24 protein-coding genes are annotated in these 24753 nt (G+C 64.7%); 9 read left to right on the top strand and 15 right to left on the bottom strand.

Annotated features, from left to right (window positions below):
* Nucleotides 1–120: 120 nt before the first annotated feature.
* The 5 genes from CCC_RS04955 to CCC_RS04935 all read left to right on the top strand — a co-directional run bounded on the left by CCC_RS04955 (nt 121) and on the right by CCC_RS04935 (nt 5387).
* Nucleotides 121–1194, top strand: coding sequence for a Kae1-like domain-containing protein (locus tag CCC_RS04955; RefSeq protein WP_009870071.1), 1074 nt, complete (start codon nt 121–123; stop codon nt 1192–1194).
* 131 nt (nt 1195–1325) lie between these two features.
* Nucleotides 1326–1562: a HypC/HybG/HupF family hydrogenase formation chaperone gene (locus tag CCC_RS04950; protein WP_009870072.1), complete on the top strand. Its 237-nt coding sequence runs from the start codon at nt 1326–1328 to the stop codon at nt 1560–1562.
* Entirely contained in the window at nt 1559–2695 is a 1137-nt protein-coding gene (hypD, locus tag CCC_RS04945) for a hydrogenase formation protein HypD (RefSeq protein WP_009870073.1), read from the top strand. Before CCC_RS04950 ends, hypD begins: the two co-directional genes overlap by 4 nt.
* Nucleotides 2692–3741: a hydrogenase expression/formation protein HypE gene (hypE, locus tag CCC_RS04940; RefSeq protein ID WP_009870074.1), complete on the top strand. Its 1050-nt coding sequence runs from the start codon at nt 2692–2694 to the stop codon at nt 3739–3741. Before hypD ends, hypE begins: the two co-directional genes overlap by 4 nt.
* Nucleotides 3741–5387: a hydrogenase maturation protein gene (locus tag CCC_RS04935; protein WP_009870075.1), complete on the top strand. Its 1647-nt coding sequence runs from the start codon at nt 3741–3743 to the stop codon at nt 5385–5387. Before hypE ends, CCC_RS04935 begins: the two co-directional genes overlap by 1 nt.
* On the opposite strand, the gene CCC_RS04930 is transcribed toward CCC_RS04935, so the two are convergent.
* Together CCC_RS04930 and CCC_RS04925 are read right to left on the bottom strand one after the other, a co-directional pair.
* Nucleotides 5384–5632, bottom strand: a complete 249-nt coding sequence (locus CCC_RS04930; RefSeq protein WP_009870076.1) for a hypothetical protein — start codon at nt 5630–5632, stop codon at nt 5384–5386. The genes CCC_RS04935 and CCC_RS04930 overlap by 4 nt on opposite strands.
* A gap of 7 nt (nt 5633–5639) precedes the next feature.
* Nucleotides 5640–5942, bottom strand: coding sequence for a DUF6156 family protein (locus tag CCC_RS04925; protein ID WP_009870077.1), 303 nt, complete (start codon nt 5940–5942; stop codon nt 5640–5642).
* Nucleotides 5943–6013: 71 nt separating this feature from the next.
* Here CCC_RS04925 and CCC_RS04920 point away from each other — a divergent pair, with 71 nt between their 5' ends.
* The 3 genes from CCC_RS04920 (at nt 6014) to CCC_RS04910 (ending at nt 9343) form a co-directional block, all read left to right on the top strand.
* The gene (locus CCC_RS04920) at nt 6014–7219 is read left to right on the top strand and encodes a BaiN/RdsA family NAD(P)/FAD-dependent oxidoreductase (RefSeq protein WP_041039969.1); all 1206 of its coding nucleotides are present in this window, start codon (nt 6014–6016) and stop codon (nt 7217–7219) included.
* A gap of 99 nt (nt 7220–7318) precedes the next feature.
* On the top strand, nt 7319–8893 hold the full coding sequence (locus tag CCC_RS04915; protein WP_082036491.1) for a glycosyltransferase family 39 protein: 1575 nt from the start codon (nt 7319–7321) through the stop codon (nt 8891–8893).
* 54 nt (nt 8894–8947) lie between these two features.
* Nucleotides 8948–9343 (top strand): hemerythrin domain-containing protein, encoded by a 396-nt coding sequence (locus CCC_RS04910; RefSeq protein ID WP_009870080.1) that lies wholly within the window; start codon nt 8948–8950, stop codon nt 9341–9343.
* A 3-nt stretch (nt 9344–9346) separates the two neighbouring features.
* Here the strand turns inward: CCC_RS04910 and CCC_RS04905 are convergent, their stop codons facing one another.
* From CCC_RS04905 to CCC_RS04855, 11 genes are all read right to left on the bottom strand, one after another.
* Nucleotides 9347–9841 (bottom strand): DUF4167 domain-containing protein, encoded by a 495-nt coding sequence (locus CCC_RS04905; protein ID WP_009870081.1) that lies wholly within the window; start codon nt 9839–9841, stop codon nt 9347–9349.
* Between the two features lie 188 nt (nt 9842–10029).
* The gene (gene prmC, locus CCC_RS04900; protein WP_009870082.1) at nt 10030–10881 is read right to left on the bottom strand and encodes a peptide chain release factor N(5)-glutamine methyltransferase; all 852 of its coding nucleotides are present in this window, start codon (nt 10879–10881) and stop codon (nt 10030–10032) included.
* Nucleotides 10881–11945 carry a peptide chain release factor 1 gene (gene prfA, locus CCC_RS04895; RefSeq protein WP_009870083.1) on the bottom strand — a complete coding sequence of 355 codons (1065 nt, stop codon included), beginning with the start codon at nt 11943–11945 and terminating at the stop codon, nt 10881–10883. The genes prmC and prfA overlap by 1 nt, the downstream gene beginning before the upstream one ends.
* 6 nt (nt 11946–11951) lie before the next feature.
* Nucleotides 11952–13199, bottom strand: coding sequence for a glutamyl-tRNA reductase (gene hemA, locus CCC_RS04890; RefSeq protein ID WP_009870084.1), 1248 nt, complete (start codon nt 13197–13199; stop codon nt 11952–11954).
* 14 nt (nt 13200–13213) lie between these two features.
* Nucleotides 13214–14452 carry a histidine--tRNA ligase gene (gene hisS / locus CCC_RS04885; RefSeq protein ID WP_009870085.1) on the bottom strand — a complete coding sequence of 413 codons (1239 nt, stop codon included), beginning with the start codon at nt 14450–14452 and terminating at the stop codon, nt 13214–13216.
* Between the two features lies 1 nt (nt 14453).
* Nucleotides 14454–15173, bottom strand: a complete 720-nt coding sequence (locus CCC_RS04880; RefSeq protein WP_160295511.1) for a class I SAM-dependent methyltransferase — start codon at nt 15171–15173, stop codon at nt 14454–14456.
* A gap of 16 nt (nt 15174–15189) precedes the next feature.
* A complete protein-coding gene (ispG, locus tag CCC_RS04875; RefSeq protein ID WP_009870087.1) occupies nt 15190–16302 on the bottom strand; it encodes a flavodoxin-dependent (E)-4-hydroxy-3-methylbut-2-enyl-diphosphate synthase in 1113 nt (370 codons plus the stop codon).
* Nucleotides 16303–16416: 114 nt separating this feature from the next.
* Nucleotides 16417–17763, bottom strand: a complete 1347-nt coding sequence (locus CCC_RS04870; RefSeq protein WP_009870088.1) for a helix-turn-helix domain-containing protein — start codon at nt 17761–17763, stop codon at nt 16417–16419.
* An 80-nt stretch (nt 17764–17843) separates the two neighbouring features.
* Nucleotides 17844–20114, bottom strand: coding sequence for a phosphoenolpyruvate--protein phosphotransferase (gene ptsP / locus CCC_RS04865; RefSeq protein ID WP_009870089.1), 2271 nt, complete (start codon nt 20112–20114; stop codon nt 17844–17846).
* A complete protein-coding gene (locus tag CCC_RS04860; RefSeq protein WP_009870090.1) occupies nt 20114–21148 on the bottom strand; it encodes an NAD(P)H-dependent flavin oxidoreductase in 1035 nt (344 codons plus the stop codon). Before CCC_RS04860 ends, ptsP begins: the two co-directional genes overlap by 1 nt.
* 24 nt (nt 21149–21172) lie before the next feature.
* Nucleotides 21173–22393 (bottom strand): aspartate kinase, encoded by a 1221-nt coding sequence (locus CCC_RS04855; protein ID WP_041039965.1) that lies wholly within the window; start codon nt 22391–22393, stop codon nt 21173–21175.
* Nucleotides 22394–22567: 174 nt separating this feature from the next.
* Between CCC_RS04855 and ubiG the strand changes: the two genes are divergently transcribed.
* Nucleotides 22568–23302 carry a bifunctional 2-polyprenyl-6-hydroxyphenol methylase/3-demethylubiquinol 3-O-methyltransferase UbiG gene (gene ubiG / locus CCC_RS04850; protein WP_009870092.1) on the top strand — a complete coding sequence of 245 codons (735 nt, stop codon included), beginning with the start codon at nt 22568–22570 and terminating at the stop codon, nt 23300–23302.
* 136 nt (nt 23303–23438) lie between these two features.
* Here the strand turns inward: ubiG and CCC_RS04845 are convergent, their stop codons facing one another.
* The gene (locus CCC_RS04845) at nt 23439–24212 is read right to left on the bottom strand and encodes a YoaK family protein (RefSeq protein ID WP_009870093.1); all 774 of its coding nucleotides are present in this window, start codon (nt 24210–24212) and stop codon (nt 23439–23441) included.
* 64 nt (nt 24213–24276) lie between these two features.
* Entirely contained in the window at nt 24277–24690 is a 414-nt protein-coding gene (locus tag CCC_RS04840; protein ID WP_009870094.1) for a DUF1178 family protein, read from the bottom strand.
* Nucleotides 24691–24753: the final 63 nt, after the last annotated feature.

Genomic DNA, 24753 nt, shown 5'->3' with positions numbered 1-24753 from the left:
CATGGTTTTTCACCACGAAGGCACGAAGGGAAGGAAGGAAAAGGCAAGGATTTCTTCTCTTCTTCGTGCGCCCTCGCGCCTTCGAGCCTTCGTGGTTAACCTGTTCCTGGCTGCGTGCCGATGAGTGCCATCGCCCAGATCATCGCCCTGCCGCGCGCCGTTCCGCCGGTGCTGGCGGTGGGGGCTTTTCTCAAGAACACCATCTGCGTGACGCGCGGCGCAGAGGCGCTGATCTCGGCCAATCACGGCGATCTCGGCACGCCGGATTCCATCGCCGCCTTCGAGGCGGCCGTGGAGGGGCTGGTCAAGGAGGCTGGCGTCGCGCCCATCCTCGTCGCCCATGACCTGCACCCTGACTTTCACTCGACCCGCTTTGCCCAGTCTCTCGACCTGCCGCAATTGGCCGTACAGCACCACCACGCCCATGCTGCGGCAATAGCCGCCGAACACGGTATCGAGGGCCCGGTGATCGGCGTGTCCTTCGACGGCTTCGGCCTGGGGCCGGGCAACCAATCCTGGGGCGGCGAAGTGCTGTTTGCTGATGGCCCCCATTACCGCCGCCTGGGCCATCTCGCCCTTTTGGCCCAGCCGGGCGGCGACCGGGCGGCGCGCGAACCCTGGCGCATGGCCGCCGCCGCGCTCCACAAGCTGGGGCGCGGCGACGAGATCGCCACTCGCTTCCACAATATCCCCGCCGCCGCCATGCTGGGCCAGATGCTGGACCGGCGCCTCAACAGCCCCGAGACCTCCTCGGCCGGGCGGCTGTTCGACGCGGCCTGCGGTCTGCTGGGCATTCACCCCATCTCCGATTTCGAAGGCCAAGCCCCCATGGCGCTGGAAGCCCTGGTGACGGAGCCGGACGTGCTGCCATCGGGATGGATTCTTCATGACGGGGTTCTCGACCTTCTGCCGCTGTTGGCCTGTCTTGCCCATTGCACCGACCCGGTCCGGGGTGCCAACCTGTTCCACGGCACCTTGATCGAGGCCCTGGTTCAATGGATCACCGAATTGGCCGCGGCCGCCGGAACGCTCCATGTCACCCTGGGCGGCGGCTGTTTCCTCAACAAGGTGCTGACCGGCGGTCTGGTCCACAGGCTGAAGGCCGTGGGCCTGGAGCCCCTGACCGCCGCCCAGGTATCGCCCGGTGATGCCGGTCTGTCCCTGGGCCAGGCCTGGATCGCCGCGTTGAGTTGAGTTTGAAAGTTTCGACGAACCGATCATCGGTTCGGAGTTGCGGGCAAGGCCCGGCGCGGCTTATGCCGCGGGAGCCAAGGGCCACGGAGGTGGCCCGCCCGGCGATTGAGGGACCATAGAAAGGACTTACCATGTGCCTTGCCCTGCCCGCTCTGGTCACCGAACTGCTGCCCGAGGATTCGGCCAAGGTCAATCTCGGCGGCGTGACCAAGACCGTGTCGCTGGCCCTGGTCTCTGACGTGAAGCCGGGCGACTATGTCATCGTCCATGTGGGCTATGCCCTGTCGGTGATCGACCCCGAAGAAGCGGCCCGCACCCTGGAGCTGTTCCGCGAAATGGGCGAGATGGCCCCGGAGGCCCTCGCTTGAAATACATCGACGAGTTCAGGGACGGCGAACTGGCGCAAAGCATTGCGCGCGCCATCAAGGCCGAGGCTGATCCCGCCTCCACCTACCACATCATGGAATTTTGCGGCGGCCATACCCATGCCATCAGCCGTTATGGCCTGGAAGACCTGCTGCCCGCCAATGTGCGCATGATCCACGGGCCGGGCTGTCCGGTCTGCGTGCTGCCCATCGGCCGCATCGACGCCGCCATCTGGCTGGCGCGTCAGCCGGGCGTGATCCTGTGCACCTATGGCGACATGCTGCGCGTGCCGGGCTCCAAGCGCCTGTCGCTGCTCAAGGCCAAGGCCGAGGGCGCCGATGTGCGCATGGTGTACTCGACCATGGACGCCATCAAGCTGGCCCAATCCAATCCTGACCGACAGGTTGTGTTCTTCGCCATTGGCTTCGAGACCACCACGCCGCCCACCGCCGTGGCCATCAAACAGGCCCAGGCGCTGGAGCTGAAGAATTTCAGCGTATTCTGCAACCATGTGCTGACGCCGTCCGCCATCACCCAGATTCTCGATTCCCCCGAGGTGCGCGAACTGGGCACGGTGAAGCTGGACGCCTTCATCGGCCCGGCCCATGTGTCCACCATCATCGGCTCGCGCCCCTACGAATATTTCGCCGAGGAATACCAACGCCCGGTGGTCATCGCCGGTTTCGAGCCCCTCGACGTCATGCAGGCGGTGCGCATGCTGGTGCGCCAGATCAACGAGGGCCGCTTCGAGGTGGAAAACGAATTCGCCCGCGCCGTGACCAGGGACGGCAACGAGAAGGCCAAATCCCTGGTGGCCGACATGTTCGAACTGCGCCGGGTCTTCGAATGGCGGGGGCTGGGCATGGTGCCCTATTCGGCTCTGCGCCTCAAAGAACCCTATGCCGCCTGGGATGCCGAGCGCCGCTGGGACGTGCCCCAGGACAATCCCGGCGACAACAAGGCCTGCGAATGCGGCGCCATCCTGAGGGGAGTGAAAAAGCCCATCGACTGCAAGCTGTTCGGCACAATCTGCACGCCCGAAAATCCCATGGGGTCCTGCATGGTCTCGGCCGAGGGCGCCTGCGCCGCCCACTGGACCTATGGACGGTTCCGGGATCTGGAGAAGAGTGAATGACCCTGCCCCGCCGCGCCCATCCCCGCCCGCTGGATATCCAGAACGGCCGCGTCGATCTCACCCATGGCGGCGGCGGCCGCGCCATGGCCCAGTTGGTCGAGGAATTGTTCATCGCCGCCTTCGACAACGAAGCGCTGAACCAGCGCAATGACCAGGGCGCCTTCGAGGTACCCGGTGGCCGCATGGTGATGACCACCGACGGCTATGTCATTTCCCCACTGTTCTTCCCCGGCGGCGATATCGGCAGCCTTGCCGTTCACGGCACCGTCAACGACGTGGCCATGGCGGGGGCAAAGCCCATCTCGCTCTCGGCGGGCTTCATCATCGAGGAGGGCTTTCCCCTTTCCGACTTGAAGCGCATCGTCACCTCCATGGCCAAGGCCAGTAAGGATGCGGGCGTGCCGGTGGTCACCGGCGACACCAAGGTGGTGGAAAAGGGCAAGGGCGACGGCATCTTCATCACCACGGCGGGCATCGGCATCGTGCCTCCCGGCGTGGAGATTTCCGGCGACAAGGCGCGCCCCGGCGACGCCATCTTGGTGTCGGGCACCATGGGCGACCACGGTGTGGCGGTGATGAGCCAGCGAGAATCCCTAGGCTTCGAGACCGAGATCCTGTCGGATTCGGCTGCATTGCATACAATGGTCGCCGCTATGGTGGCCGCCGTGCCGGGAATCCGGGTGCTTCGCGATCCGACGCGGGGAGGCCTGGCCTCCACCTTGAACGAGATCGCCGGTCAGTCGGGCGTCGGCATGCTGATGGAAGAGGCATTGGTGCCGGTCAAGCCGCAGGTGCTGGGCGCCTGCGAATTGCTGGGCCTCGATCCCCTTTACGTCGCCAATGAGGGGAAGCTGATCTGCATCTGCGCCGAAGAGGACGCGCCCCGCCTGCTCGACATCATGCGCTCTCATCCATTGGGCCGTGACGCGGCGCGCATCGGGGCCTGCCGCGAGGATGCCCACCACTTCGTCCAGATGAAGACCCGCATGGGCGGCAACCGGGTGGTGGACTGGCTGGCGGGCGAGCAATTGCCGAGGATCTGTTGATGCGCGTCTTATTGCTTGCCCATTCCTTCAATTCGCTGACTCAGCGCCTGTGGGTGGACCTGTCCGAACTGGGCCATGAGGTCACCGCCGAATTCGACGTCAACGATGCCGTGACCCTTCAGGCGGTGAAGATGGCGCGGCCCAACGTGATCATCGCCCCCTTCCTCAAACGCGCCATCCCGGAAAGTGTGTGGAAGAACCACCTTTGTCTGGTGGTCCATCCCGGCCCACCCGGCGACCGGGGACCGGCGGCGCTGGACTGGGCCATTCTGGAGGGCCACCAGGATTGGGGTGTCACCGTTCTGCAGGCCGAGGCCGGTATGGATGAAGGGCCGGTCTGGGCATCGCGCACTTTCCCCATGCGTCTTGCCACCAAGTCCAGCCTCTATCGCAACGAAGTGGCCGATGGCGCGGTGGAAGCGGTCCTCGACGCATTGTCCCGTCTTCAGGACCAGGACGGACCGGTCGGTAGACCTCCCCTGGCCCCGTTCAAGCCTGCCGTCAAACAGGCGGAGCGCGCCATCGACTGGACCAGGGACGACACCGCCGCCGTGCTGCGCAAGATCCGCTCGGCCGATGGCACGCCGGGCCTGCTGGACAACATTCTCGACCGGTCGGTCTATCTCCATGACGCCCATGCGGCGGCGGGGCTTTCAGGCAAGCCCGGGGACCTGATCGCCCGTTCGGGCCACGCGGTGGCGCGGGCCACCACCGACGGCGCGGTATGGATCGGCCATCTGCGGGCCAGGGAAGCTCACGCCCTGAAGCTTCCGGCCTTGGACGTGCTGGGGCCCCAGGACCACCTGCCCGAACTGCCGGGCTATCATGATATCTGGTACGACGAGCGCCACGGGGTGGGCTATCTCCACTTCCCCTTCGTCAACGGCGCCATGAGTACGGATCAATGCATCCGCCTGCGCGAGGCCTTCGTCAAGGCAACCCAGCGCCCCACCAAGGTGATCGCCCTGATGGGTGGCCCTGACTTCTGGTCCAACGGCATCCATCTCGGCACCATCGAAAACGCCCTCAGCCCGGCCGAGGAATCCTGGGCCAATATCAACGCCATGAACGATCTCACCCGCGAGATCATCACTTGTGGAAGTCACTTCACCCTGGCCGCGATGCAAGGCAATGGGGGCGCGGGTGGCGTGTTCATGGCGCTGGCCGCCGATCTGGTGGCGGCGCGCGAGGCCGTCGTACTCAATCCCCATTACAAGGGCATGGGCAACCTCTTCGGCTCGGAATACTGGACCTATCTTCTGCCCCGGCGCTGCGGCGCCGAGAATGCCCAAAGGGTGATCGAAGCCCGCCTGCCCATGGGCACGGAGGAGGCCGAGCGCCTGGGCCTGATCGATTGCCGCTTCGGGCAAAGCGTGCCGGACTTCGTCAAACTAGTGGAGGAAATGGCCGAAGCCCTGGCCGCCGATCCGGCCCTGGACGAACGCCTGGCCGCCAAGCGCCTGTCACGCACCGCCGACGAGGCCGAAAAGCCCCTGGATCAATACCGCGCCGAGGAACTGGAACACATGAAGCTGAACTTCTACGGCTTCGATCCCAGCTACCATGTGGCCCGCTACAACTTCATCCACAAAGTCCCGAAGTCGCGCACGCCGCTCTATCTGGCCCGGCACAGAAGGAAGGGTTAGCCCTTCCCCGTCTTGGGCCGGAAAGGCGTATCCACAGCCTCGACTTCGGCCTTCAGCACATCGCGCACCAGTTCGGGGTCGCAGCCCATCAAAACCGCGTCTTCGAGCAGTTCGAGGGCCAAGGTGCGGAACTCGGCCAGATTTTCCTCCAACACCTTCAGCTTTTCGACGCAGGCCACCGGCGAGCCGTCGGGCTGGCGCCATTTGGCGTGGGAAGCGGGGGAGGTCTTGCGCTTGGCGGTCATGGAGTCCTCAGGTTGAAATACGAACGCCGGTCTCGTCGAAATCCATCACGGTGAGATCCCCATCCATGAGAATTTCGGCGCGGCACAAAGCCCCGTTGTCGTGGTACTGATAGCGATGACTGATTTGCACATCGCCATAGACCAGCTTGTCACAGCCCACCAGACGGTCGGCCGCATCAAACCAGGCCTTCATATAGGTATTGCGATGGCCCAGATCCCCCTCCTCCAGCGGATTGACCAGCCGGAGCGGCAGTTTGACGCCGGAATAGGACACGAAATAGCGGCAAGAGGCATGATCGGGCACGGACATCTGGCGGCTTTCCTTCGGGTTCGGCCCATATCATGGGGATATTCTTTGTCTCCAGCAAGGGGCGCGGGAGCATGAGTGCCATCGTCATTGGCGCAGGTCCGGCCGGATTGATGGCCGCCGAAGTCATGGCCCGGCAAGAGATGGCGGTCGAGATCTTTGACGCCATGGCCTCACCGGGCCGTAAATTCCTGCTGGCGGGCAAGGGCGGTCTCAACCTTACCCATTCCGAACCTCTGGACCGCTTCACCGCCCGCTATGGGGCCGCATCCGCCTTCATGGCGCCTCTGCTGGGCCGGTTCGGGCCAGAGCAATTGCGCGCCTGGGCTGGGGAATTGGGCGTCGAGACCTTTGTCGGGTCGTCGGGCCGGGTCTTTCCCGCCGAGATGAAGGCGGCGCCGCTGCTGCGCGCCTGGATGCGCCGTCTGCGCGCGCTCGGAATCGTCCTGCATACCCGCCGCCGCTGGCTGGGCTGGAGCGCCGACAACCGCCTGCGCTTCATGGGGCCCGATGGCGAGGAAGAGGTGGAGGCCGAGCTCTGCGTCCTGGCGCTGGGCGGGGCGTCATGGCCCCGACTGGGTTCGGACGGCGGTTGGGTTCCGATCCTTGCCGCCAAGGGCGTGGAAATCATCCCGATGAAGTCCGCCAATTGCGGCTTCGACCTGGACTGGAGTGATGCTTTCGCCGAACGGTTCGCGGGCGGCCGCACCGGGACGGTGGAACTGTCATTTGACGGGCAAAGGCGCCGGGGCGAGATAACCATTACCGCCACTGGCATCGAGGGTGGAGCCGTCTACGCCATGTCGGCGCATTTGCGCGACGCCCTGGCCGAAGCGGGGCAAGTCGAAGCGCTGCTGGACCTGATGCCCGACTGGAGCCCCGACAGGGTGGCCGCCGCCCTCGGCCGTCCGCGGGGCTCGCGCTCGCTGTCCACTTTCTTGAAGAAGGCCCTGCCGCTCGGCCCCATGGCTTTGGCCTTGCTGCGCGAGATTTTGCCCGCCGAGACCCTCAGCCACCCGTCCGCCCTGGCCGCTGCGGTCAAGGCCCTGCCGCTGCGGTTGAAACGCCCCCGCCCCCTGGACGAATCCATCTCCACCGCTGGCGGTATCGCCTTGAGCGAACTGGATGGAAATTTGATGCTGAAGGCCCTGCCCGGCGTGTTCGCAGCAGGAGAAATGCTGGACTGGGAAGCCCCTACCGGGGGCTACCTCTTAACCGGATGTTTCAGCACGGGATATGAGGCCGGGCAAGGGGCGCTCCGGCATTGTAACTCTGTGTAACTGAACCGTCGATTTTTCTTCTGCCTTGCAGCATGACTGAGGTAGGGTGTGCCCATCCTTCAGGGGACCCTCATTCACAGATCGTCAGCAGCGCAATTCATGGGCCTGTCGCTGGGCATCGCCGAGTCCGAACGTAAGTACGCCATAGGGGCAAAGTCCCTGATGGTGTTCTCGTTCCTTGTTTACGCCCTGACCTGGGTTGGGTTGCCCCTGGCGGTCAATACCACCCTTAATCGTGACGCCATTCAGATCGTCTACTGGGGGCTGGAGTGGCAGCCGGGCTTCTTCAAGCATCCGCCCCTGATCAGCTGGATGACCGAAACCGCCGTCACGGCGTTTGGTTCCTCCGACGCGGTCATCTATGGCCTGAGCGTTGCCGTGATGCTGGGCTCCTTCGCCTTCGTCCATCTGCTGGCGCGGCGCTACCTGGACAGCATGGGCGCGGCCCTGGCGGTGGTGACCCTGCCGGTACTCGGCTATTACAGCTATATCGTCCCCCATTTTAATCACAACATCATCCTCAACCTGCCCTGGTGCGCGGCCATCTGGTTCGCCTATCTGGCTATCGAGGAAAGGCGCAATTGGGCATGGCCCCTGCTTGGGTTGGCCCTTGGCCTGGGGATCTTGTCCAAATACACCATCTTGATCCTGCCGCTGCTGCTGCTGATCCATGTGGTGATGACTCCGCAGCACCGCTGGGTCCTGATTTCGCCGCGCGCCTGGGCCGCCGTGGCGCTATGCCTGCTGGTGTCTGGTCCCCATGTCTATTGGGTGGTGACCCATGGGCTGGGGCCATTGCGCTACCTGTCCAGCGGCGCCGGGATCACCGAGGAGACCTTTATCGAGCGCAATCTGATCAACCCGGCATCGGCCCTGCTGACCATGGCCGGAATGTGCGCTTCGCTGATGATCGCCATGGTGGGAGGGCTGGGCCTGCCGAAGCTGCAACGAAAGAGCCTGTGCAGCCGTGATCGCTTTTTGCTGCTGGTCAGCCTCGGCCCCGCGGTGGTGGTGACGATCCTTTCCGCGGCGACCGGCGGCGGTCTGAGGGTGGAATGGGCGTCATCCTTCTTCCTGCCCCTTCCCCTTTTGCTGCTTCACCTGTTTTATCCCGCGCCCACCCCCTGGCGGGTGAACCGTTTGCTGGCCTGGACCAGCGGTCTGACCGTGGCCATGGCGGCGACCTATGTGCTGATCTTCACGGGAATCATCGCCGACATGGACGAAGGCAAGTGGTCGCGCTTCCCCGCCAAGCCGCTGGCCGCCGCCGCCGCCGAAGGCTGGGGGCAGGTTTGCGCCACGCCCGTGCCGGTGATCATCGCCGACGCCTGGCTGGGAGGGACCGCCTCGTTCCGGCTGCATGAACGCCCCCGCGTCTATAGCGAGGCCGATCCCAAGATGGCGCCCTGGCTGTCCGACGACGACATCCGCCGCACCGGCGCCCTTGTCCTGTGGGATCAGGCCGGGGACGGCCGCTATCGCGACATCGACCACCAGGACTCCCCCCGGCCGGGCGAGCCCCTGGACTGGTTCCCCGGCATCCCCGCCCTGGAAGCCAGATTCGGTCCCATCACCGTTCTTCCCGATGTGACGCTGGATTATCCCGGCCCCGTCCGCCAGGAGCCGGTCCGCCTGGGGCGGGCGGTCATCCCGCCATCGGCCCGCTGCCGTTAGACCTTTCGCCACTTTTTTTTCGGTGAACGCATCCCCAAATTGGAAGAGAGGCCAATGAGGGGAGAGATCGACATGCCCAAATGGGACTTCGAGGATTGCGATCCGCTTATGGAGGCCGAGCATAACCGGCTATACCGCATGATGAACCGGCTGGAGCCGGTGATCGTCGAAGGCGACAGCGCAAGCAAGGTGGCGCGCGCCATCCACATGCTGCAAGAGCGGCTGGCCGACCACTTTCATGTGGAAGAAGAGTTGTTCGTCACTGCCGACTGGGCGTCACGGCAAACCATGATCCGCGATCATCGGGACCTGATGTCCATGATCGCCTGTCTGGCGGAAATACCGGCCGATGATGGCGAAGCCCGCCGGTCTCTGTTCACGGCCTTCCTGCAAGCGCTAGTGCGCCACGACAACGACGTGGACGCACCGCTCTTTTCACGGAAACACTAGGGGTCAGCCCTCCACGGGCTCCACCGGCAAGACCACGTCCGGCTGTTCGCCTTCGCCCGGCACCGGGGCGGGGGCGGCGACCTGACGATGTTGGATCTCTTCACCGTTCTCGTCCTCACCCTCCCCGCCCATGGACTGATCCTCGGCGGGCGTGGGCATCTGCTGGCGCGGACGGCCGTTGTTCTGATTCTGGGCGTTGATCACCCGGAAATAATGCTCGGCATGCTGGTAGTAGTTCTCGGCGGCGACGCGATCGCCCTGGGACGAAGCGTCACGGGCCAGGGAAAGATACTTCTCCAGCACCTGATGGGCATTGCCGCGGATCCGGCCCTCGGGGCCGTTGCTGTCGAACACCTGATTGCGGTTGGGAATGCCGCCGCCACCGCCACCGCCCCCTCCGCCGCCGCCGCCGTGCTTCTTGCCACCGCCGCCGCCATTGGGTCCGCGTCCACGGGAACGCTGCTTGGGATTTAAAGAGGACCTGCCTTCATGGTTCACGAGTGCTCTCCGTTAGAAATCTCCCTGCCGACATCGCTGCACGGCCAGTCCGCGTCCGAAGTCGGGGCGGCGATGGGGGAGGTCACAGCGCTGAACCAAGGGCGGAGCGAAGGGCTCGACGAGAACCCCCCGGTTCGAAAGGGCGCGTGTGGGGCAACACTAGTCGTCGGCGGAGCTTATTCCAACAATTATTTTAGGCGCTGCACAATGACGCAGCGTTCGATGCCGCCCAGGTCGCACCGGAATCCGGCGCCCGGCAATCCTGCTGCCGCCAGCATGGCGGCCACATCGGATGCCTGACCGGCCCCCACCTCCAGGGCGGCCAGGCCGCCGGGGACCAGCAGGCGGGCCATATGGGGAATCAGGGCGCGGTAGCAATCGAGGCCGTCCGCTCCTCCGGCCAGGGCCGAACGGGGCTCATAACGGGACACTTCCGGCTCCAGACCATCGATATCGCCGTCGGGGATATAAGGCGGATTGGAGACGATAATGTCGAAGACGCCGTCCAGCCCCCAGCCCCAATCGCCGAGACGGAACTGGGCACGCGACGCCAGACCCAGCCGTTCGGCATTGTCCCCTGCCACCGCCAGGGCCGCCTCGCTGGCATCGATCCCTAAGCCGGTGGCGTGGCCTAACTCCGATAGCAGTGTGAGCAGGATGCAACCCGTTCCGGTGCCGAAATCAACCAGCCGCAGGGGCCGTCCCCGATCGTCCAGAGCGCCCAGCACCGCCTCGATCAGGGTCTCGGTATCGGGGCGCGGATCCAGAGTGTCCTTGGTCACCAGGAAGTCATGGGTCCAGAAGCCGCGCCGTCCCAGGATATGGGACATGGGCTCGCGGGCCGCGCGGCGGTCCAGCATGGCGGCAAGGCGGGCGGCATCTTCCGGGCTCAGTTCGGCGTGGTGCGAAGCGGGCAGGCGCCGCATCTCGACTCCCAGAACCTCGGCGGCCATCAATCTGGAATCGAAATGAGCCGTATCGATCCCTGCCTCGGCCAGACGCTCCGCCGCCGCGTTGATGGCCTGGCCCACTGTCGCCATTATTCCATCTCGGCCAGACGCTCGGCCTGATCGGCCGCGACCAGGGCCTCGATCAGTTCGTCCAGGGCATCGCCGCTCATCACCGCGTCGATCTTGTACAGCGTCAAATTGATGCGGTGATCGGTGACCCGGCCTTGGGGGAAATTATAGGTGCGGATGCGTTCCGATCGGTCGCCCGAGCCCACCTGGCTCTTGCGGGCGGCGGCGCGTTCGGCGTCCTTGGCCGAGCGCTCGCGCTCATACAAACGGGCGCGCAGCAACTTCAAGGCGGTGGCCTTGTTCTTGTGCTGGCTCTTTTCCTGCTGGCAGGCCACGGCCAGGCCGGTGGGGATATGGGTGACGCGCACCGCCGAATCCGTGGTGTTGACCGACTGGCCGCCCGAGCCTTGGCTGCGGTAGACGTCAAAGCGCAGATCGGAATCGTTGAGCTGGATATCCACCTCCTCGGCCTCGGGCATGATGGCAACGGTGGCCGCCGAGGTGTGGATGCGCCCCTGGGACTCGGTGGCGGGAACCCGCTGCACCCGATGCACGCCGGATTCGAATTTGAGCCGGGCAAAGACATTGCGGCCCGTAATGGTGGCCGAGGCCTCCTTGACGCCGCCGATGCCGGTATCGTTGACGTCCATCACCTCGAAGCGCCAGCCGTGCACGGAGGCATAGCGCTCGTACATGCGGAACAGTTCGGCGGCGAACAGGGCCGCCTCCTCACCCCCCGTACCGGCGCGCACCTCGATGATCGCGTTCTTTTCGTCGGCCTCGTCCTTGGGCAGCAGCATGATCTGCACTTCGCGTTCCAGCGCGGGCAGCCGCTCCTTCAGGGCGTAGAACTCTTCCTCGGCCAGATCCTTCATGTCCGGGTCGTTCATCATCTCGGCGGCCTGGACCATGTCTTCGCGCGCCTTGCGGAAGGCGACGACGGCGGTGACCACCGGGTCCAATTCGGACAGTTCCTTGGACAGGCGCTGAATGGTCTGGGAATCCAGCCCATCGCCCGAGGACAACTGCGCCCGGACCTCGTCGTGGCGGTACAGTACCTTGTCGAATTGCGGTTCGAGATTCATGGGGTCCTACTCATCCAGGCGGAACAGTATCCGCAGCGTCTTTTCCATGGCGCGCCATTCGGCGCCTTCCGAGGCCTTGTCTTTCATCGCCTCGCTGGGCGCGTGCAGCAGGCGGTTGATCAGCAGCCGTGTGGCCTCGGCGGCGTCATGACCGGCCTCGGCCAGAACCAGCTCCCGCGTCTCGTCGAAACGGGCGCGAAGGGCGACGATGGCGGGCACGGCGGCCCGCGCGGCGCGGCCCCGAAGGAAGCCCTGGGCCTCGGCCTCGACGATGTCACGCGCCGCCCGCGCGGCAGCCTCGCGGGTGGCGCGGCCTTCCAGGGCCACCTTCTCCAGATCGGCCAGGTCGTAGAGGAAGGCGCCGTCCACCCTATTGACCGCAGGCTCGATATCGCCGGGAATACCCGCATCCACCAGAAAGACCGGCTTTCTGCGGCGTTTCCGGAGCGCGTTGGTCACCATCTCGGACGTCACCGAGACGGTGCGCGCCCCCACGCAGGTCAGCACCACGTCGAAGGAGGCCAGACCGTCGCGCAAATCCTCGAAGGCCAGCACATGGCCTTCCAGGGACTTGGCCACCGCCTCGGCGCGGGCGGCGCGCGGCGCGGTGACCGAAATGTCCTTCAGCCCGGCGGCCAGCAGGCTTTCCGCCACCAGTTCGCCCATTTCGCCGGTGCCCACCAATAGGGCGCGTAAGCCTCCCAGATCGCCGTGCACGTCGCGGGCGGTCTGGACGGCTGCCGCGGCGATGCTGACCGGGCCTTCCCCAATGGAGGTCTCGCTGCGCACCCGTTTGGCCACGGCGAAGGCGGCCTGAAGGAAATGATCCAACTCGCCGCCGCAGCACCCGGCATCGCGGGCCAGCCGGTGGGCGGCCTTGACCTGTCCCGTGACATGGGGCTCGCCGATTACCAGGGAATCCAGCGAGGCGGTGACGGAAAAACCGTGGCGCACCGCCTCGCCGCCCGACAGGGTATAGAGATGGGGCGCCAGGACCGAGGGCTCCAGACCGGCCTTGGCGGCCAGGGCCTCGCCCACCAGTTTTGCGGCATGGACCGGGTCTCTGTCCTCGGCCCAGATCTCGACGCGGTCGCAGGTGGCTAGAACCATGGCCTCGGCCAGACCGGCCCGCTTCAGGCCCTCGAGAAAAGTGGTGGCGCCAGCGTCGTCCACGAACAGGGCATCGCGCAAGGACAGCGAAGCCGACCGATGGTTGGCTCCGATGACGACCAGACGATGGGAAGACCCACTCACCCCCTTAAGCCTCGCTACAGCAGGCGGCCGAGGTGTTCCTCCAGCTGCGCCAGCGGCACCTCGTCCTGGGTGGACGTGTCCAGATCGCGGATGGTCACGGCCTTTCTCGCCGATTCCTCCTCGCCCAGAATCACGGCGAAGCGGGCATTGACCTTGTTGGCCCGCGCCATGCGCTTCTTCATATTGCCGGAAAAGCCCATCTCCACATTGCAGCCCATGCGGCGCAGGCGCTCGGCCACCACCATGGCGGCCACGGCGTCGCCCATGGGGATGACGCTGATGGGGCGCACCGTGTCGGGGATATCGCCCACCAGCATGGACAGACGCTCGACACCGGCGGCCCAGCCGATACCCGGTGTGCGCACGCCGCCCATGGTGGCGATCAGTTCGTCATAGCGCCCACCGGCCAGAACCGTGCCCTGGGCCCCCAGTTCGGTGGTGGTAAACTCGAAGGCCGTGTGGCAGTAGTAATCCAGGCCGCGCACCAGCCGCGAATTGAGGACGAAGGGAATGCCCAGCGCATGCAGACCGTCGGTCACCTGGGCAAAGAATTCGCGGGCGGCAGGCGACAAGGAGTCATTCATCAGCGGCGCGTTTTCGACAATGCGCCGGTCTCCCTCATCCTTGGAATCGAGGATACGTAAAGGATTGCGCTCCAGCCGGTTGCGGCTGTCCTCGGACAGGGCTTCGCGGAATTCCGACAGATAGGCCACCAGGGTATTGCGGTAGGTCTCGCGGCTTTCGGCATCGCCCAGGGTGTTGATTTCCAGCCGCACCTTGGAAGCCAGGCCCAATTCGGACAGAACCCGCCAGGCCAAGGCGATGACCTCCACATCGGCCAGGGGCGATTCCACGCCCAGCAGTTCAACACCCACCTGATGGAACTGGCGCAGACGGCCCTTCTGGGGACGTTCATGGCGGAACATGGGACCGCGATAGAACAGCTTCAGGGGCAGGCTTTGCGCCAGCCCGCCCGAGATGAAGGCCCGCGCCACACCCGCCGTGCCCTCAGGCCTCAGCGTGATGGATTCGCCCGAACGATCACTGAAAGTATACATCTCCTTGGTCACCACGTCCGAGGTCTCGCCGAGCGTGCGGGCGAAAACGTCGGTGAACTCGAAGATGGGGGTCATGATCTCGCCAAAGCCGTAGCGCCTGGCGGCGGAAAAGGCGATCTCCTCAACCCGGCGATGACGGCGGGATTCATCGGGCAGCAGATCGTGGGTGCCGCGAACCGGTTGCAGGCTGGACATATCAATGCCCTTTCAAAGGCGTAAGCTTGAGATGAATATTCCGCGCCATCCTGGTCGCTCGTCCCAGAAAGAATGACGCGAACTGCGCCAGCGGCAGGAATGGAAGGTAGCGGAAGACCCGATCAAAGGGCATCACGGTCCGCTCGATGCGAAAGCCGGAAAGCCTCTCCAAATTACACAGAATCGAAGTGCCGAAATCACGCTCGGAAAGTTCGATGATGAGGCAGCCGTGATCCGTCAGATGGTGGCGGAGAACCGTCAGGAATTCCGCGTGGGTGTCGAGATCGGACGTTCGGGTGAACGGGTAGAATTCCTGGCACAGGATCAGGTCGAAACGCCGCCCCAGATCGTTGTCGCGGCCAATGGCACGGCACTCGAAATTGGCCTTGGGAAAACGCCGTCGCGCAAAACTTACGGCGTCGGGCGAGAGTTCATAGCCATCCACGCGGGCGTTGGGAAACGCATCGGCCAAGGCACCCGCGGTCAATCCTAGCCCGCAGCCCATATCGGCGATACTGTCCAAGGGCAATCCGCGCCAAAGCTGGCGATAAAGCTCCACCCGGCCTTCTGCGAAAACGAGGTTGTGGCTTTCGATACCGCTGCCTTCAAGGGTGCCGTTCAAATTCGCCTTAGCATAGGAGCCGAAATCACCGTTGGCGTTCACGTCTCCACTCTCGTCCAGGGCCCGTTGGGCCAGACGCTCTGGCTTGATCCAGTCCACAGCCCCGGTCATCTAATTATTTTCCCCCGGCCTTGGCGGCTTCGATCTCGGCGGCACGCGCCTCGACCAGTTCGACGATGTGATCGACCATGGACTTGCCATCGACATTATGGTCGGGCGAGCCGCCGATATAGACTTTGTGATTGTCCGAGCCGCCGCCGGTGATGCCCACCATGGTCTCGCGCGCCTCGCCGGGGCCGTTGACCACGCAGCCCAGGATGGACAGCGTAACGGGAGCGCGCACATGGGACAGCCGGTTTTCCAGCGTCTCCACCGTCTTGATGACGTCAAAGCCCTGACGGGCGCAAGACGGGCAAGAGACGATGCGCACGCCACGATGGCGCAAATCCAGGGCCTTCAGCATCTCGAAGCCGACCTTGACCTCCTCGGTCACGTCGGCAGAGAGCGAAACGCGCAACGTGTCGCCGATACCCTGCCACAACAGCGAGCCGATGCCGATGGAGGACTTCACCGTGCCGCCGATCAGGCCGCCTGCTTCGGTGATGCCCAGATGCAGCGGATAATCGCAGGCCTTGGCCAGACCCTGATAAGCCGCCACGGCCAAGAAGACGTCGGAGGCCTTGACCGCGATCTTGAACTCGAAGAAATCGTTGTCTTCCAGCAACTTGGCGTGTTCCAGCGCGCTTTCCACCAGCGCTTCGGGACAGGGCTCGCCGTATTTGTCCAGCAGATGCTTATCCAGCGATCCGGCATTGACACCGATGCGCATGGAACAGCCGTGATCCTTGGCGGCCTTGACCACTTCGCGCACCCGCTCGTGCGAGCCGATATTGCCGGGATTGATGCGCAAACAGGCGGCGCCCGCTTCGGCCGCCTCGATGCCGCGCTTGTAGTGGAAATGGATGTCGGCGATCAGCGGCACCGGCGATTCCTTGGCGATCTGCTTGAAAGCCTTGGTGGAATCCTCGTCGGGGCACGACACGCGCACCAGATCGGCACCGGCATCGGCGGCGCGGCGGATCTGTTCCAGCGTCCCCTTGACGTCCGTGGTCAAGGTGTTGGTCATGGTCTGGACCGAAATGGGGGCGTCGCCGCCGACCGCCACGGAACCGACATGGATTTGCCGCGACTTGCGCCGGGCGATTTCACGGTAGGGCCGCAGACTCATGGCACACTCTCACTCAACATAGGGGACCGCCCCGACCGGCCGGAAAGCCGATCGGGGCGAGGCGTTATAGCGCATTCGGGCCAAGCTCCGAAAGCGACAACCTGTTTGTGGGTATCAGCCCCCGGTCGCCAGTTTGTCGGGATCGAGGCGGATATCACGCCGCACCTGCCCCGCCGCGCCCAGGGCGGGAACCTTGCGGCCGTCCACGCTGACCTCCAGCGAACCGGCATTGCCCACCATGAGGTTGAGGCCCGAGCGGTTGGGAACCCGGAAACTGTCGCCTCGGCGCAGCAGGCGGCTCATCAACAAGGAGCCGTCCACCTCGCGCACCTGGATCCAGCAATCGTCGCCTGTCGCCTTCAGCACCACACGGGCATCGGCATATTCGGTGCCGTAAACCTTGCCATCGGCCATGGAGGTGGCGGGCAGTTCGGCCTTGACCGGTTCGGGCTTGGGAGCCTCGACCTTCGGTGGTTCGGCCTTGACCGGCTCGGGCTTGGGAGCCTCGACCTTGGGCGGCTCGGCCTTGACCGGCTCGGGCTTGGGAGCCTCGACCTTGGGAGGCTCGGCCTTGACCGGCTCGGGCTTGGGAGCCTCGACCTTGGGCGGCTCGGCCTTGACCGGTTCGGGCTTGGGAGCCTCGACCTTAGGCGGCTCGGCCTTGACCGGTTCGGGCGCGGCAGGGGCCGGATTGACGGCGGCGGGCTTGTCCTCCTCCGCCTCGGTCGGAGGAACCACGTCCTCCTTGGCCTTCACGGCCTCCTCGCCCGGCTTGGACGCCTCGGCCGCCGTCTTGGCCTCGCCGGTCAGGCTGGCCTGACGGTTGAGGACCCCGGCCAGACGATCGGGCAAGGGCGGAACCATCTCGGTGACCTTGGTCTCGGACGAAGACAGCATATACCAGCCGCCATAGGCCACCGCCGCCAGGATCAGCCCCAGGAAGATCACGGCGCCGCCGGGAATGCGGCCTTCGGAAACCGGCGAGGGGAAAGTCAGTTCGGTGCGGTTCTTGAAACCGCCCGCCCCTTCCTCGCGGAAACGACGCACCATTTCCTCGCTGTCCAGGCCGAGATATTCGGCATAGCTGCGCAGGAAACCGGCGGCGTAGGTCCCGCCCGGCAGGTCACGGTGCCGCCCCTCTTCCAGGGCTTCCAGATAGATCTGGCGGATGCGCAGCAACTTGGCGCATTCGGGCAGGGTCTTGCCCATGCCGTCGCGCGCCGACCGCAAGGTGGCGCCGACCCCGGCACTCACCGCCAAGGGTGCGGCAGCGGCAATCTCTGCGAGAGGCTGAGGCTCGGCAACCGGCTCGGAGACAGGCTGGGGCCCGGGCTCAGCCGCCGCCTGGGGAGCGGGGGCGGGCTCGGGCGCCGCTTCGGGCGTGACGGCCTGCTCGGAAGCCTCGGCGACGGGAGCCTCGGCGGGGGTCTCGGTCTGGGGATCGTTTGCTGTGCTATCCACGGCGGACAAGCCTTTTCGCAATGCGTGTGGCGACCTTGTTTAACAAATCCCTCAGCGGGCTGGCAACCTATCCAGGCGGATCACAGCACGACGCCGTGATCGAGCGCGAAGGTCTTGAGCTTGTTCCTGAGGCTGTGATCGGGCGATTTGAGAAGCGAGTTCAGATAGGCTTCCAGCGCCGCGATATCGAGACTGCGGACCATGGTCTTCACCGGCCCGATATTGGGAGCCGACAGGGAAAGATGTCGGATACCCGCGCCGATCAGCGCCATGGCCTCCAGCGGGCGGCCGGCCATTTCGCCGCAGACCGACAGCGACACCTTGTACTGGGCGCATTTCACCGAGACATAGCGCATGAAGCGGATCATGGCGGGCGCCAGGGAATCATAGCGCTCGGCGATGCGCGGATTTCCGCGATCGACGGCGAACAGGAACTGGGTGAGGTCGTTGGAGCCGATGGAGACGAAATCCACCATGGGCAGCAACGCATCAAGCTGAAGGGCCAGGGCGGGCACTTCCAGCATGGTGCCGACCTTGAGCTTCGACGGCAGCGGATTGCCGATCTGGCGCTCGTGTTCCAGTTCCTTGTCCAGGATATGGCGCGCCTGAACGAATTCGGACACTTCGGCGATCATGGGGAACATCACCGACAATTCGCGGCCCTGGGCGGCACGCAGCAGGGCGCGCAACTGCGAGCGCATTACCGCCGGGCGGTCCAGGGTGATGCGGATGGACCGCCAGCCCAGCGCCGGATTGTCTTCCTCATAGGGATTCCAGTAGGGCAGCACCTTGTCGCCGCCCACATCCAGGGTGCGGAACACCACCGGCTTGCCCTCGGCCTGATCGAGGATCTTCTTGTAAAGCAGGGTCTGAGCCGCCACGTCGGGCAGACTGGAGCGCGCCATGAACGGCAATTCGGTGCGGTAAAGCCCGATGCCGTCGGCGCCCGAATCATGCAGATGCTGCAAATCCAGCAGCAAACCGGCATTCATGTGAATTCCGATGCGCACGCCTTGACGGGTGACGGCGGGCATTTCGCGCAGCCGGGCGTAGACGGCCAGGCGCATCTGGCGCTGGCTGATGGCGTCGATATAGGTCTCGCGGATATCGTCGGGCGGACGGATAAAGACCTGGCCGTTGTCACCGTCGCAGATCACCGGGTCCAGAGGCTCGATCTTGTCGAGTACGTCCTTGACCCGGCCCACCACCGGAATGTCCAGCGCGCGCGCCACGATGGCCACATGCGACGTCGCCGAGCCCTCTTCCAGCACCAGACCACGCAACCGCTTGGGGTCGTAGTCGAACAGCTCCATGGGGCCCAGATTGCGCCCGATGAGAATGGCGCCCTCGGGCAGGTCGGCAGCGCCGGGCCGCTGATCGTCGCCGCCCGCCAGATGCTGCAACAGGCGATTGGCCAGATCCTCGAAATCGTGCATGCGCTCGCGCAAATACGGATCGGTGATCTGGTTCATGCGGGCGCGGGTATCGTCGTGGACCTTCTGCACCGCCGCCTCGGCGGTCAGGCCGGTGCGGATGGCCTCGCTGATGCGGTTCAGCCAGCCCTTGTCCTCGGCGAACATGCGGTAGGTCTCGAGCACGTCGCGGTGCTCGCCGTCGCGCATCTCGGGCCGCGAGAACAGTTCTTCCAGCGCCAGCTTGATGCCGGTCAGCGCCTTCTTCAGGCGCTCCAGCTCGGCATCGGGGTCCTCGGCCACCAGACGCTGGATGGTGATGCGCGGCCGGTGCAGCACCGCCACGCCGACGCCGACGCCGCCGTTCAGCTTGACGCCTTCCATGCGCAGCGGCAGCAGCGCGTTACCGTCCACCGGCACCAGTTCGGCGCGGTTGACCAATTCGCCCGACACCAGCAACTCGGCCAGAACCATGGCCACGGTCTCGAGGGTCTCGATCTCCTCGTCGGTGTAGTGGCGCATGGTGCGGTTCTGCACCACCAGGACGCCGACCACGCGCGAGCCGCGGATGATGGGCACGCCCATCAGCGAGTGGAAGATCTCTTCACCGGTCTCGGGACGGAAGACGAAATTGGGGTGGATTTGAGCGTCGGCCAGGGCCAGGGGCCGGGCATGGGCGGCGATATCGCCCACCAGGCCTTCGCCGACCCGCAAGCGGGTCTGGTGCACCGATTCCTTCTTCAGGCCCTCGGTGGAGAACAGTTCCAGCACTTCGCCCGCGCGCATGACATAGCACGAGCACACCTCGGCCACCATATCGGCGGCAATTAGCTTGACCACCTTGTCCAGGCGATCCTGGGCCGAGCCGCTGCCCGCCATGACGTCGCGCAGACGCCCCAGCAAGCGGCGCGACACCGAAGTCATCCCCGCGCTCTGCATCAGACTTGCACCGGAACGGGGCCGTGGCGGTCCGCCAGGGCGGCCAGGGCTTGATTCAGCAATTCCTGCAAGATCTCGGCGGTAGCCTGCTCGCGCGTCACCATGCCGACGCTTTGCCCAGCCATCAGCGAGCCGTTTTCCACGTCACCGTCGATGACGGCGCGCTTTAAAGCGCCCGCCCAGAAATGCTCGATCTCCAGTTGGGCATCCTTCTGTTCGATCTCGCCGGATTTGAAGCGGGATATCACTTCCATCTGGAACAGGATAAAACGCTTGGTGGCGTTGTTGCCCAAGGCCCGCACGGGGATCACCGGGAATTGCGGATCCACCTGCACCGAAGGCAGCGCGTCGCGGGCGGCGGCGCGGATGAAGGCCTGCTTGAAATTGGGATGCGCGATGCATTCGGTGGCGCAGACGAAGCGGGTGCCCAACTGGCAGCCCGAGGCGCCCATTTCCAGATAGGAGACGATGGCCTCGCCGCGCCCGATGCCGCCCGCCACGAAGACCGGCACCTGATCGACCACGGGAAGGATCTCCTGTGCCAACACGCTGGTGGCCACCGGCCCCACATGACCGCCCGCCTCGGCACCCTCGATCACCAGGGCGTCGACGCCCGAGCGCAGCAGCTTCTTGGCCAGCACCACGGCGGGTGCAAAGCAGATCACCTTGGCCCCGGTATCCTTGGCCCGCTTGATGGCCGCGCCCGAAGGCAGGCCCCCGGCCAGCACGATATGGCCCACCTGCATCTCGGCGCAGACATCGATCAGCGCGTCGAGATCGGGATGGAGCGTGATGAGATTGACGCCGAACGGCTTGGCCGTCAGTTCCTGGGTGGCGCGGATTTCCTCGCGCAGCAGACCGGGGCTCATGGAGCCGCAGGCCAGCACGCCGAAACCGCCGCCATTGGAGATGGCGGCGACCAGCCTGCGCTCTGAAATCCACGACATCGCCCCGCCCATGATGGCGTATTCGGTGCCGAGAAAGTCTCGTCCGCGCCGCCACAGATGTTCGAGCCGCTGCCTCGCCTTATCCATCAGGCCCCCTGGCAAGTGCCCTGCTTACGCGGCGTCCAGACCATAGGCGGTATGGAGCGCGCGCAGGGCCAGTTCCGTGTACTTCTCTTCGATCAGCACGCTGATCTTGATTTCCGAGGTGGAGATCACCTGGATATTGATACCCTCGGACGCCAGGGTCTGGAACATCTTCTGAGCGATACCGGCATGCGAACGCATGCCCACGCCGATGACCGAGACCTTGACCACATTGGGATCGGCCAGCAGCTTCTCGAAGCCGAGATTGGCCTTGGCGTCTTCCAGAACCTTCTTGGCCCGCTCCAGATCGGCATTGCCGACGGTGAAGGTCAGGTCCGTGGACTTGCCGTCCTCGGACACGTTCTGGACGATCATGTCCACATTGACAGCCGCATCGGCCAGAGGGCCGAAGATGGAGGCCGCCACGCCCGGCCGGTCGGCCACGCGCACCAGGGTGATCTTCGCCTCGTCGCGGCTATAGGCGATGCCGCTCACCAATTCCTTTTCCACGATCTCATCCTCATCGCAAACGAGAGTACCGGGCTTGTCTTCAAAGCTGGAAAGCACCTGGACGCGCACGCGGTGCTTCATGGCCATTTCCACCGAGCGGGTCTGCAGGACCTTGGCCCCCACCGAGGCCAGTTCCAGCATCTCCTCATAGGTGATCTTGTCGAGCTTACGGGCGACGCTGACGATACGCGGGTCCGTGGTATAGACCCCGTCCACATCGGTATAGATGTCGCAGCGATCGGCATGCAAAGCCGCCGCCAGCGCCACCGCCGAGGTGTCCGAGCCGCCGCGGCCCAGGGTGGAAATCCGGCCGTCGGGGCCCAGGCCCTGGAAACCGGCCACCACCGCCACTTCGCCCTTGCCCATGCGGGCGATCATCTCGTCCGTCTCGATGGACATGATGCGCGCCTTGCCGTGCACGCCGTCGGTCCGAATGGGCAACTGCCAGCCGCACCACGACCGGGCGTTGACGCCCAGTTCCTGCAGCGCGATGGCCAGAAGGCCGATGGTCACCTGTTCGCCGGTCGCCACCACCGCGTCATATTCGCGGGCGTCATGCAGCGGCGCCACCTGATTGCACCAGGCGACCAGCTGATTGGTGGCGCCCGACATGGCGGAAACCACCACGGCAACCTCGTTTCCGGCGTCGAACTCCCGCTTGACGCGGTTCGCGACATTCTTGATGCGCTCGATGTCGGCGACCGAGGTGCCGCCGAATTTCATTACGATGCGAGCCATGAGAAAACCCTTGTTGTCCCAGCCCCTGGCTGATCCTTATTCTCCCTTGCCGATGACCCGTGAAAAACTCTCGTTTACGCGGTTGCCGCCGGAAGGGCGCGTATTCATACTCTGTCGCCCAGCGGGACGCAAGCACGGCCCCCTGACGAATTGTTGACGGCGGAGTGGAATTTCATGGACCAAGTGGGCACGGCATCGCCCGAGGAAATCGCCCGGTTCACCGCCATGGCCGAGGCCTGGTGGGACCCGACCGGCAAGTTCAAGCCGTTGCACCGCTTCAACCCCGTGCGGCTGGCCTTCATGCGCCGTCATTTCTCCGCCCATTTCGGCCGCGACGAAAGCCTGATGCGCCCCTTCGAGGGCCTCTCCCTGCTGGATGTGGGCAGCGGCGGCGGCTTGCTGTCCGAGCCCCTGGCCCGCATGGGATTCGCCGTCACCGGCATCGACGCGGGTGAAAAGAACGTCGCCGTGGCCCGCCTGCACGCGGAACAGACCGGGGTTATGGTGGACTACCGGGTGGCGACGCCCGAAAGACTGGATCCGGCCGAAGCCTTCGACGTGGTGCTGTCCATGGAAGTGGTGGAGCATGTCCCCGACGTCTCCGCCTTCCTCGGCCACGCCACCGCCCATCTGAAGCCGGGCGGCGTCTTCATGGGCGCGACGCTCAACCGCACGGCCAAGGCCTGGGCCCTGGCGGTGGTGGGCGCCGAATACGTCCTGGGCTGGCTGCCGCGCGGCACCCACGACTGGAACAAATTCGTGCGCCCCTCTGAATTCGCCGCCATGCTGCGCGATCACGGAATCACCGTGCGCCAGATGGCGGGCATGGCCTTCAACCCTTTAAGCGACACCTGGCGCGAGACCGACAATCTCGACGTCAATTACATGCTGTTCGGGGTGAAGGGGTAAGGCCGCCCGGCGCCTGAGGGGCATATATCAGTGCCGGAGCTTATCAAGACCCGGCTAGGCCCAAGGGGCCGCGCGCCTTATGGCGCGAGAGCCAAGGGTTTCGCAAGAAACCCGCCCGGCGCCTGAGGGACATATATCAGTGCAGCCGCTGGCGGGTGAACACCCGGAACCGGGTGCGCGCGTCGTCGACCAGCGGCACGATGGCCAGAAAGACCAGGAACACCGCCAGCGGAATGGTCGAGGCGTAGCCCACATATTTGAAGCCCAATGCGCCCGCCACGCCGCCCGCCAGGAAAGAAAGCAGCAGACAGGACAATACGGCCAGCCGACTCCGGTTGGCCCGCACCGGCTGGTAATGCGCCGATTCCTTCTGGGAATTGATGTAGAAGGCCTTGCCCAGTTCGATGCCGATATCGGTAACGATGCCGGTCATGTGGGTGGTGCGGATTTCCGAGTTGGAAATCTTGGAAATGATGGCGTTCTGCAAGCCCATGATGAAGCAAAGCAGCATCACGGTAACCGGGATGAAAGCGCTTTGATGCAGTTCCAGCGAACCGCCCATCAGCCCGAAGCACAACAGCAGCATCGCCTCCCACAGTAGGGGATAGGCGTATTTGCTGTGCATGCGGTGATGACGCCCCCAGCTGATCAGGATCGCCGAATAGGCCGAACCGGCGATGAAGGCCGTCAGCGAGCCCAACCCGACCAGCACCGCGCCAAGCTCGTTGGTAACCAGATTGTCGGCCAGGGAGGAGACAATCCCGGTCATGTGAGAGGTATAGCGCTCGACCGCCAGGAAGCCCCCGGCATTGATGGCGCCTGCGATGAAGGCCAGGGAATAACCAAGATGTTTGTTGGCGGAAGACGTGCGCCGATCGCCCGAAAGCCTGCGCAGATAATAGATGGGCATAAAACACCGGGGGCAAGAATTTGCTGCGGCGCAGCATAAGCCTTCCGTCCCTGCGATGAAAAGGCTAATTCCCCTCGGCCACCCAGGGAATGCGGGCGACGGCCACGCCCTCTTCTTCCAACTCGGCGGCATCGGCGGGGGTGGCCTCGCCATAGATGGGCCGGGCCTCGGCATCGCCGTAGTGAATCTTGCGGGCCTCGTCGGGGAACCGTTCCCCCACATAGTCGCAACTGGCCTGAACCTTGTGCTTCAGGTCCACCAGCATCTTGCGCAATTCCCCGGCCGCCGCCTGGGCATCCAGGACGGAGCCCCGCGCCTTGGCCAGACGCGGTGCCATGAGGGCCTTTTGGATATGGGTATCGCCGCATTGGGGGCAGGAAATCTCGCCAGCCGCCGCCTGCCTGTCATAGGTGGCGCCGTCCTTGAACCAGGCTTCAAAATGATGCTCGCCAGAGCAGCGCAATTCGAACAGGATCATGGCCGCTGAATTCCCTTATCCGTATTCTTCCTAGCAGATACGGGTTTCACCGTACAGAGAAAG

It is taken from the genome of Paramagnetospirillum magnetotacticum MS-1 (assembly GCF_000829825.1).
Lineage (GTDB): Bacteria > Pseudomonadota > Alphaproteobacteria > Rhodospirillales > Magnetospirillaceae > Phaeospirillum > Phaeospirillum magnetotacticum.
Note: the sequence above shows the minus strand (reverse complement) of the source record. Positions and strands in the feature narration are given on the sequence as shown.

Coding starts and splice junctions, on each gene's coding strand:
- CCC_RS04840 (WP_009870094.1), bottom strand. CDS start 24,690: ATGATCCTGTTCGAATTGCGCTGCTCTGGCGAGCATCATTTTGAAGCC.
- ptsP (WP_009870089.1), bottom strand. CDS start 20,114: ATGCAGAGCGCGGGGATGACTTCGGTGTCGCGCCGCTTGCTGGGGCGT.
- CCC_RS04920 (WP_041039969.1), top strand. CDS start 6,014: ATGAGTGCCATCGTCATTGGCGCAGGTCCGGCCGGATTGATGGCCGCC.
- hypE (WP_009870074.1), top strand. CDS start 2,692: ATGACCCTGCCCCGCCGCGCCCATCCCCGCCCGCTGGATATCCAGAAC.
- CCC_RS04930 (WP_009870076.1), bottom strand. CDS start 5,632: ATGACCGCCAAGCGCAAGACCTCCCCCGCTTCCCACGCCAAATGGCGC.
- CCC_RS04910 (WP_009870080.1), top strand. CDS start 8,948: ATGAGGGGAGAGATCGACATGCCCAAATGGGACTTCGAGGATTGCGAT.
- CCC_RS04935 (WP_009870075.1), top strand. CDS start 3,741: ATGCGCGTCTTATTGCTTGCCCATTCCTTCAATTCGCTGACTCAGCGC.
- prfA (WP_009870083.1), bottom strand. CDS start 11,945: ATGAATCTCGAACCGCAATTCGACAAGGTACTGTACCGCCACGACGAG.
- CCC_RS04925 (WP_009870077.1), bottom strand. CDS start 5,942: ATGTCCGTGCCCGATCATGCCTCTTGCCGCTATTTCGTGTCCTATTCC.
- CCC_RS04855 (WP_041039965.1), bottom strand. CDS start 22,393: ATGGCTCGCATCGTAATGAAATTCGGCGGCACCTCGGTCGCCGACATC.
- hisS (WP_009870085.1), bottom strand. CDS start 14,452: ATGTCCAGCCTGCAACCGGTTCGCGGCACCCACGATCTGCTGCCCGAT.
- CCC_RS04845 (WP_009870093.1), bottom strand. CDS start 24,212: ATGCCCATCTATTATCTGCGCAGGCTTTCGGGCGATCGGCGCACGTCT.
- CCC_RS04950 (WP_009870072.1), top strand. CDS start 1,326: ATGTGCCTTGCCCTGCCCGCTCTGGTCACCGAACTGCTGCCCGAGGAT.
- CCC_RS04860 (WP_009870090.1), bottom strand. CDS start 21,148: ATGGATAAGGCGAGGCAGCGGCTCGAACATCTGTGGCGGCGCGGACGA.
- prmC (WP_009870082.1), bottom strand. CDS start 10,881: ATGGCGACAGTGGGCCAGGCCATCAACGCGGCGGCGGAGCGTCTGGCC.
- CCC_RS04915 (WP_082036491.1), top strand. CDS start 7,319: ATGGGCCTGTCGCTGGGCATCGCCGAGTCCGAACGTAAGTACGCCATA.
- ispG (WP_009870087.1), bottom strand. CDS start 16,302: ATGAGTCTGCGGCCCTACCGTGAAATCGCCCGGCGCAAGTCGCGGCAA.
- ubiG (WP_009870092.1), top strand. CDS start 22,568: ATGGACCAAGTGGGCACGGCATCGCCCGAGGAAATCGCCCGGTTCACC.
- CCC_RS04955 (WP_009870071.1), top strand. CDS start 121: ATGAGTGCCATCGCCCAGATCATCGCCCTGCCGCGCGCCGTTCCGCCG.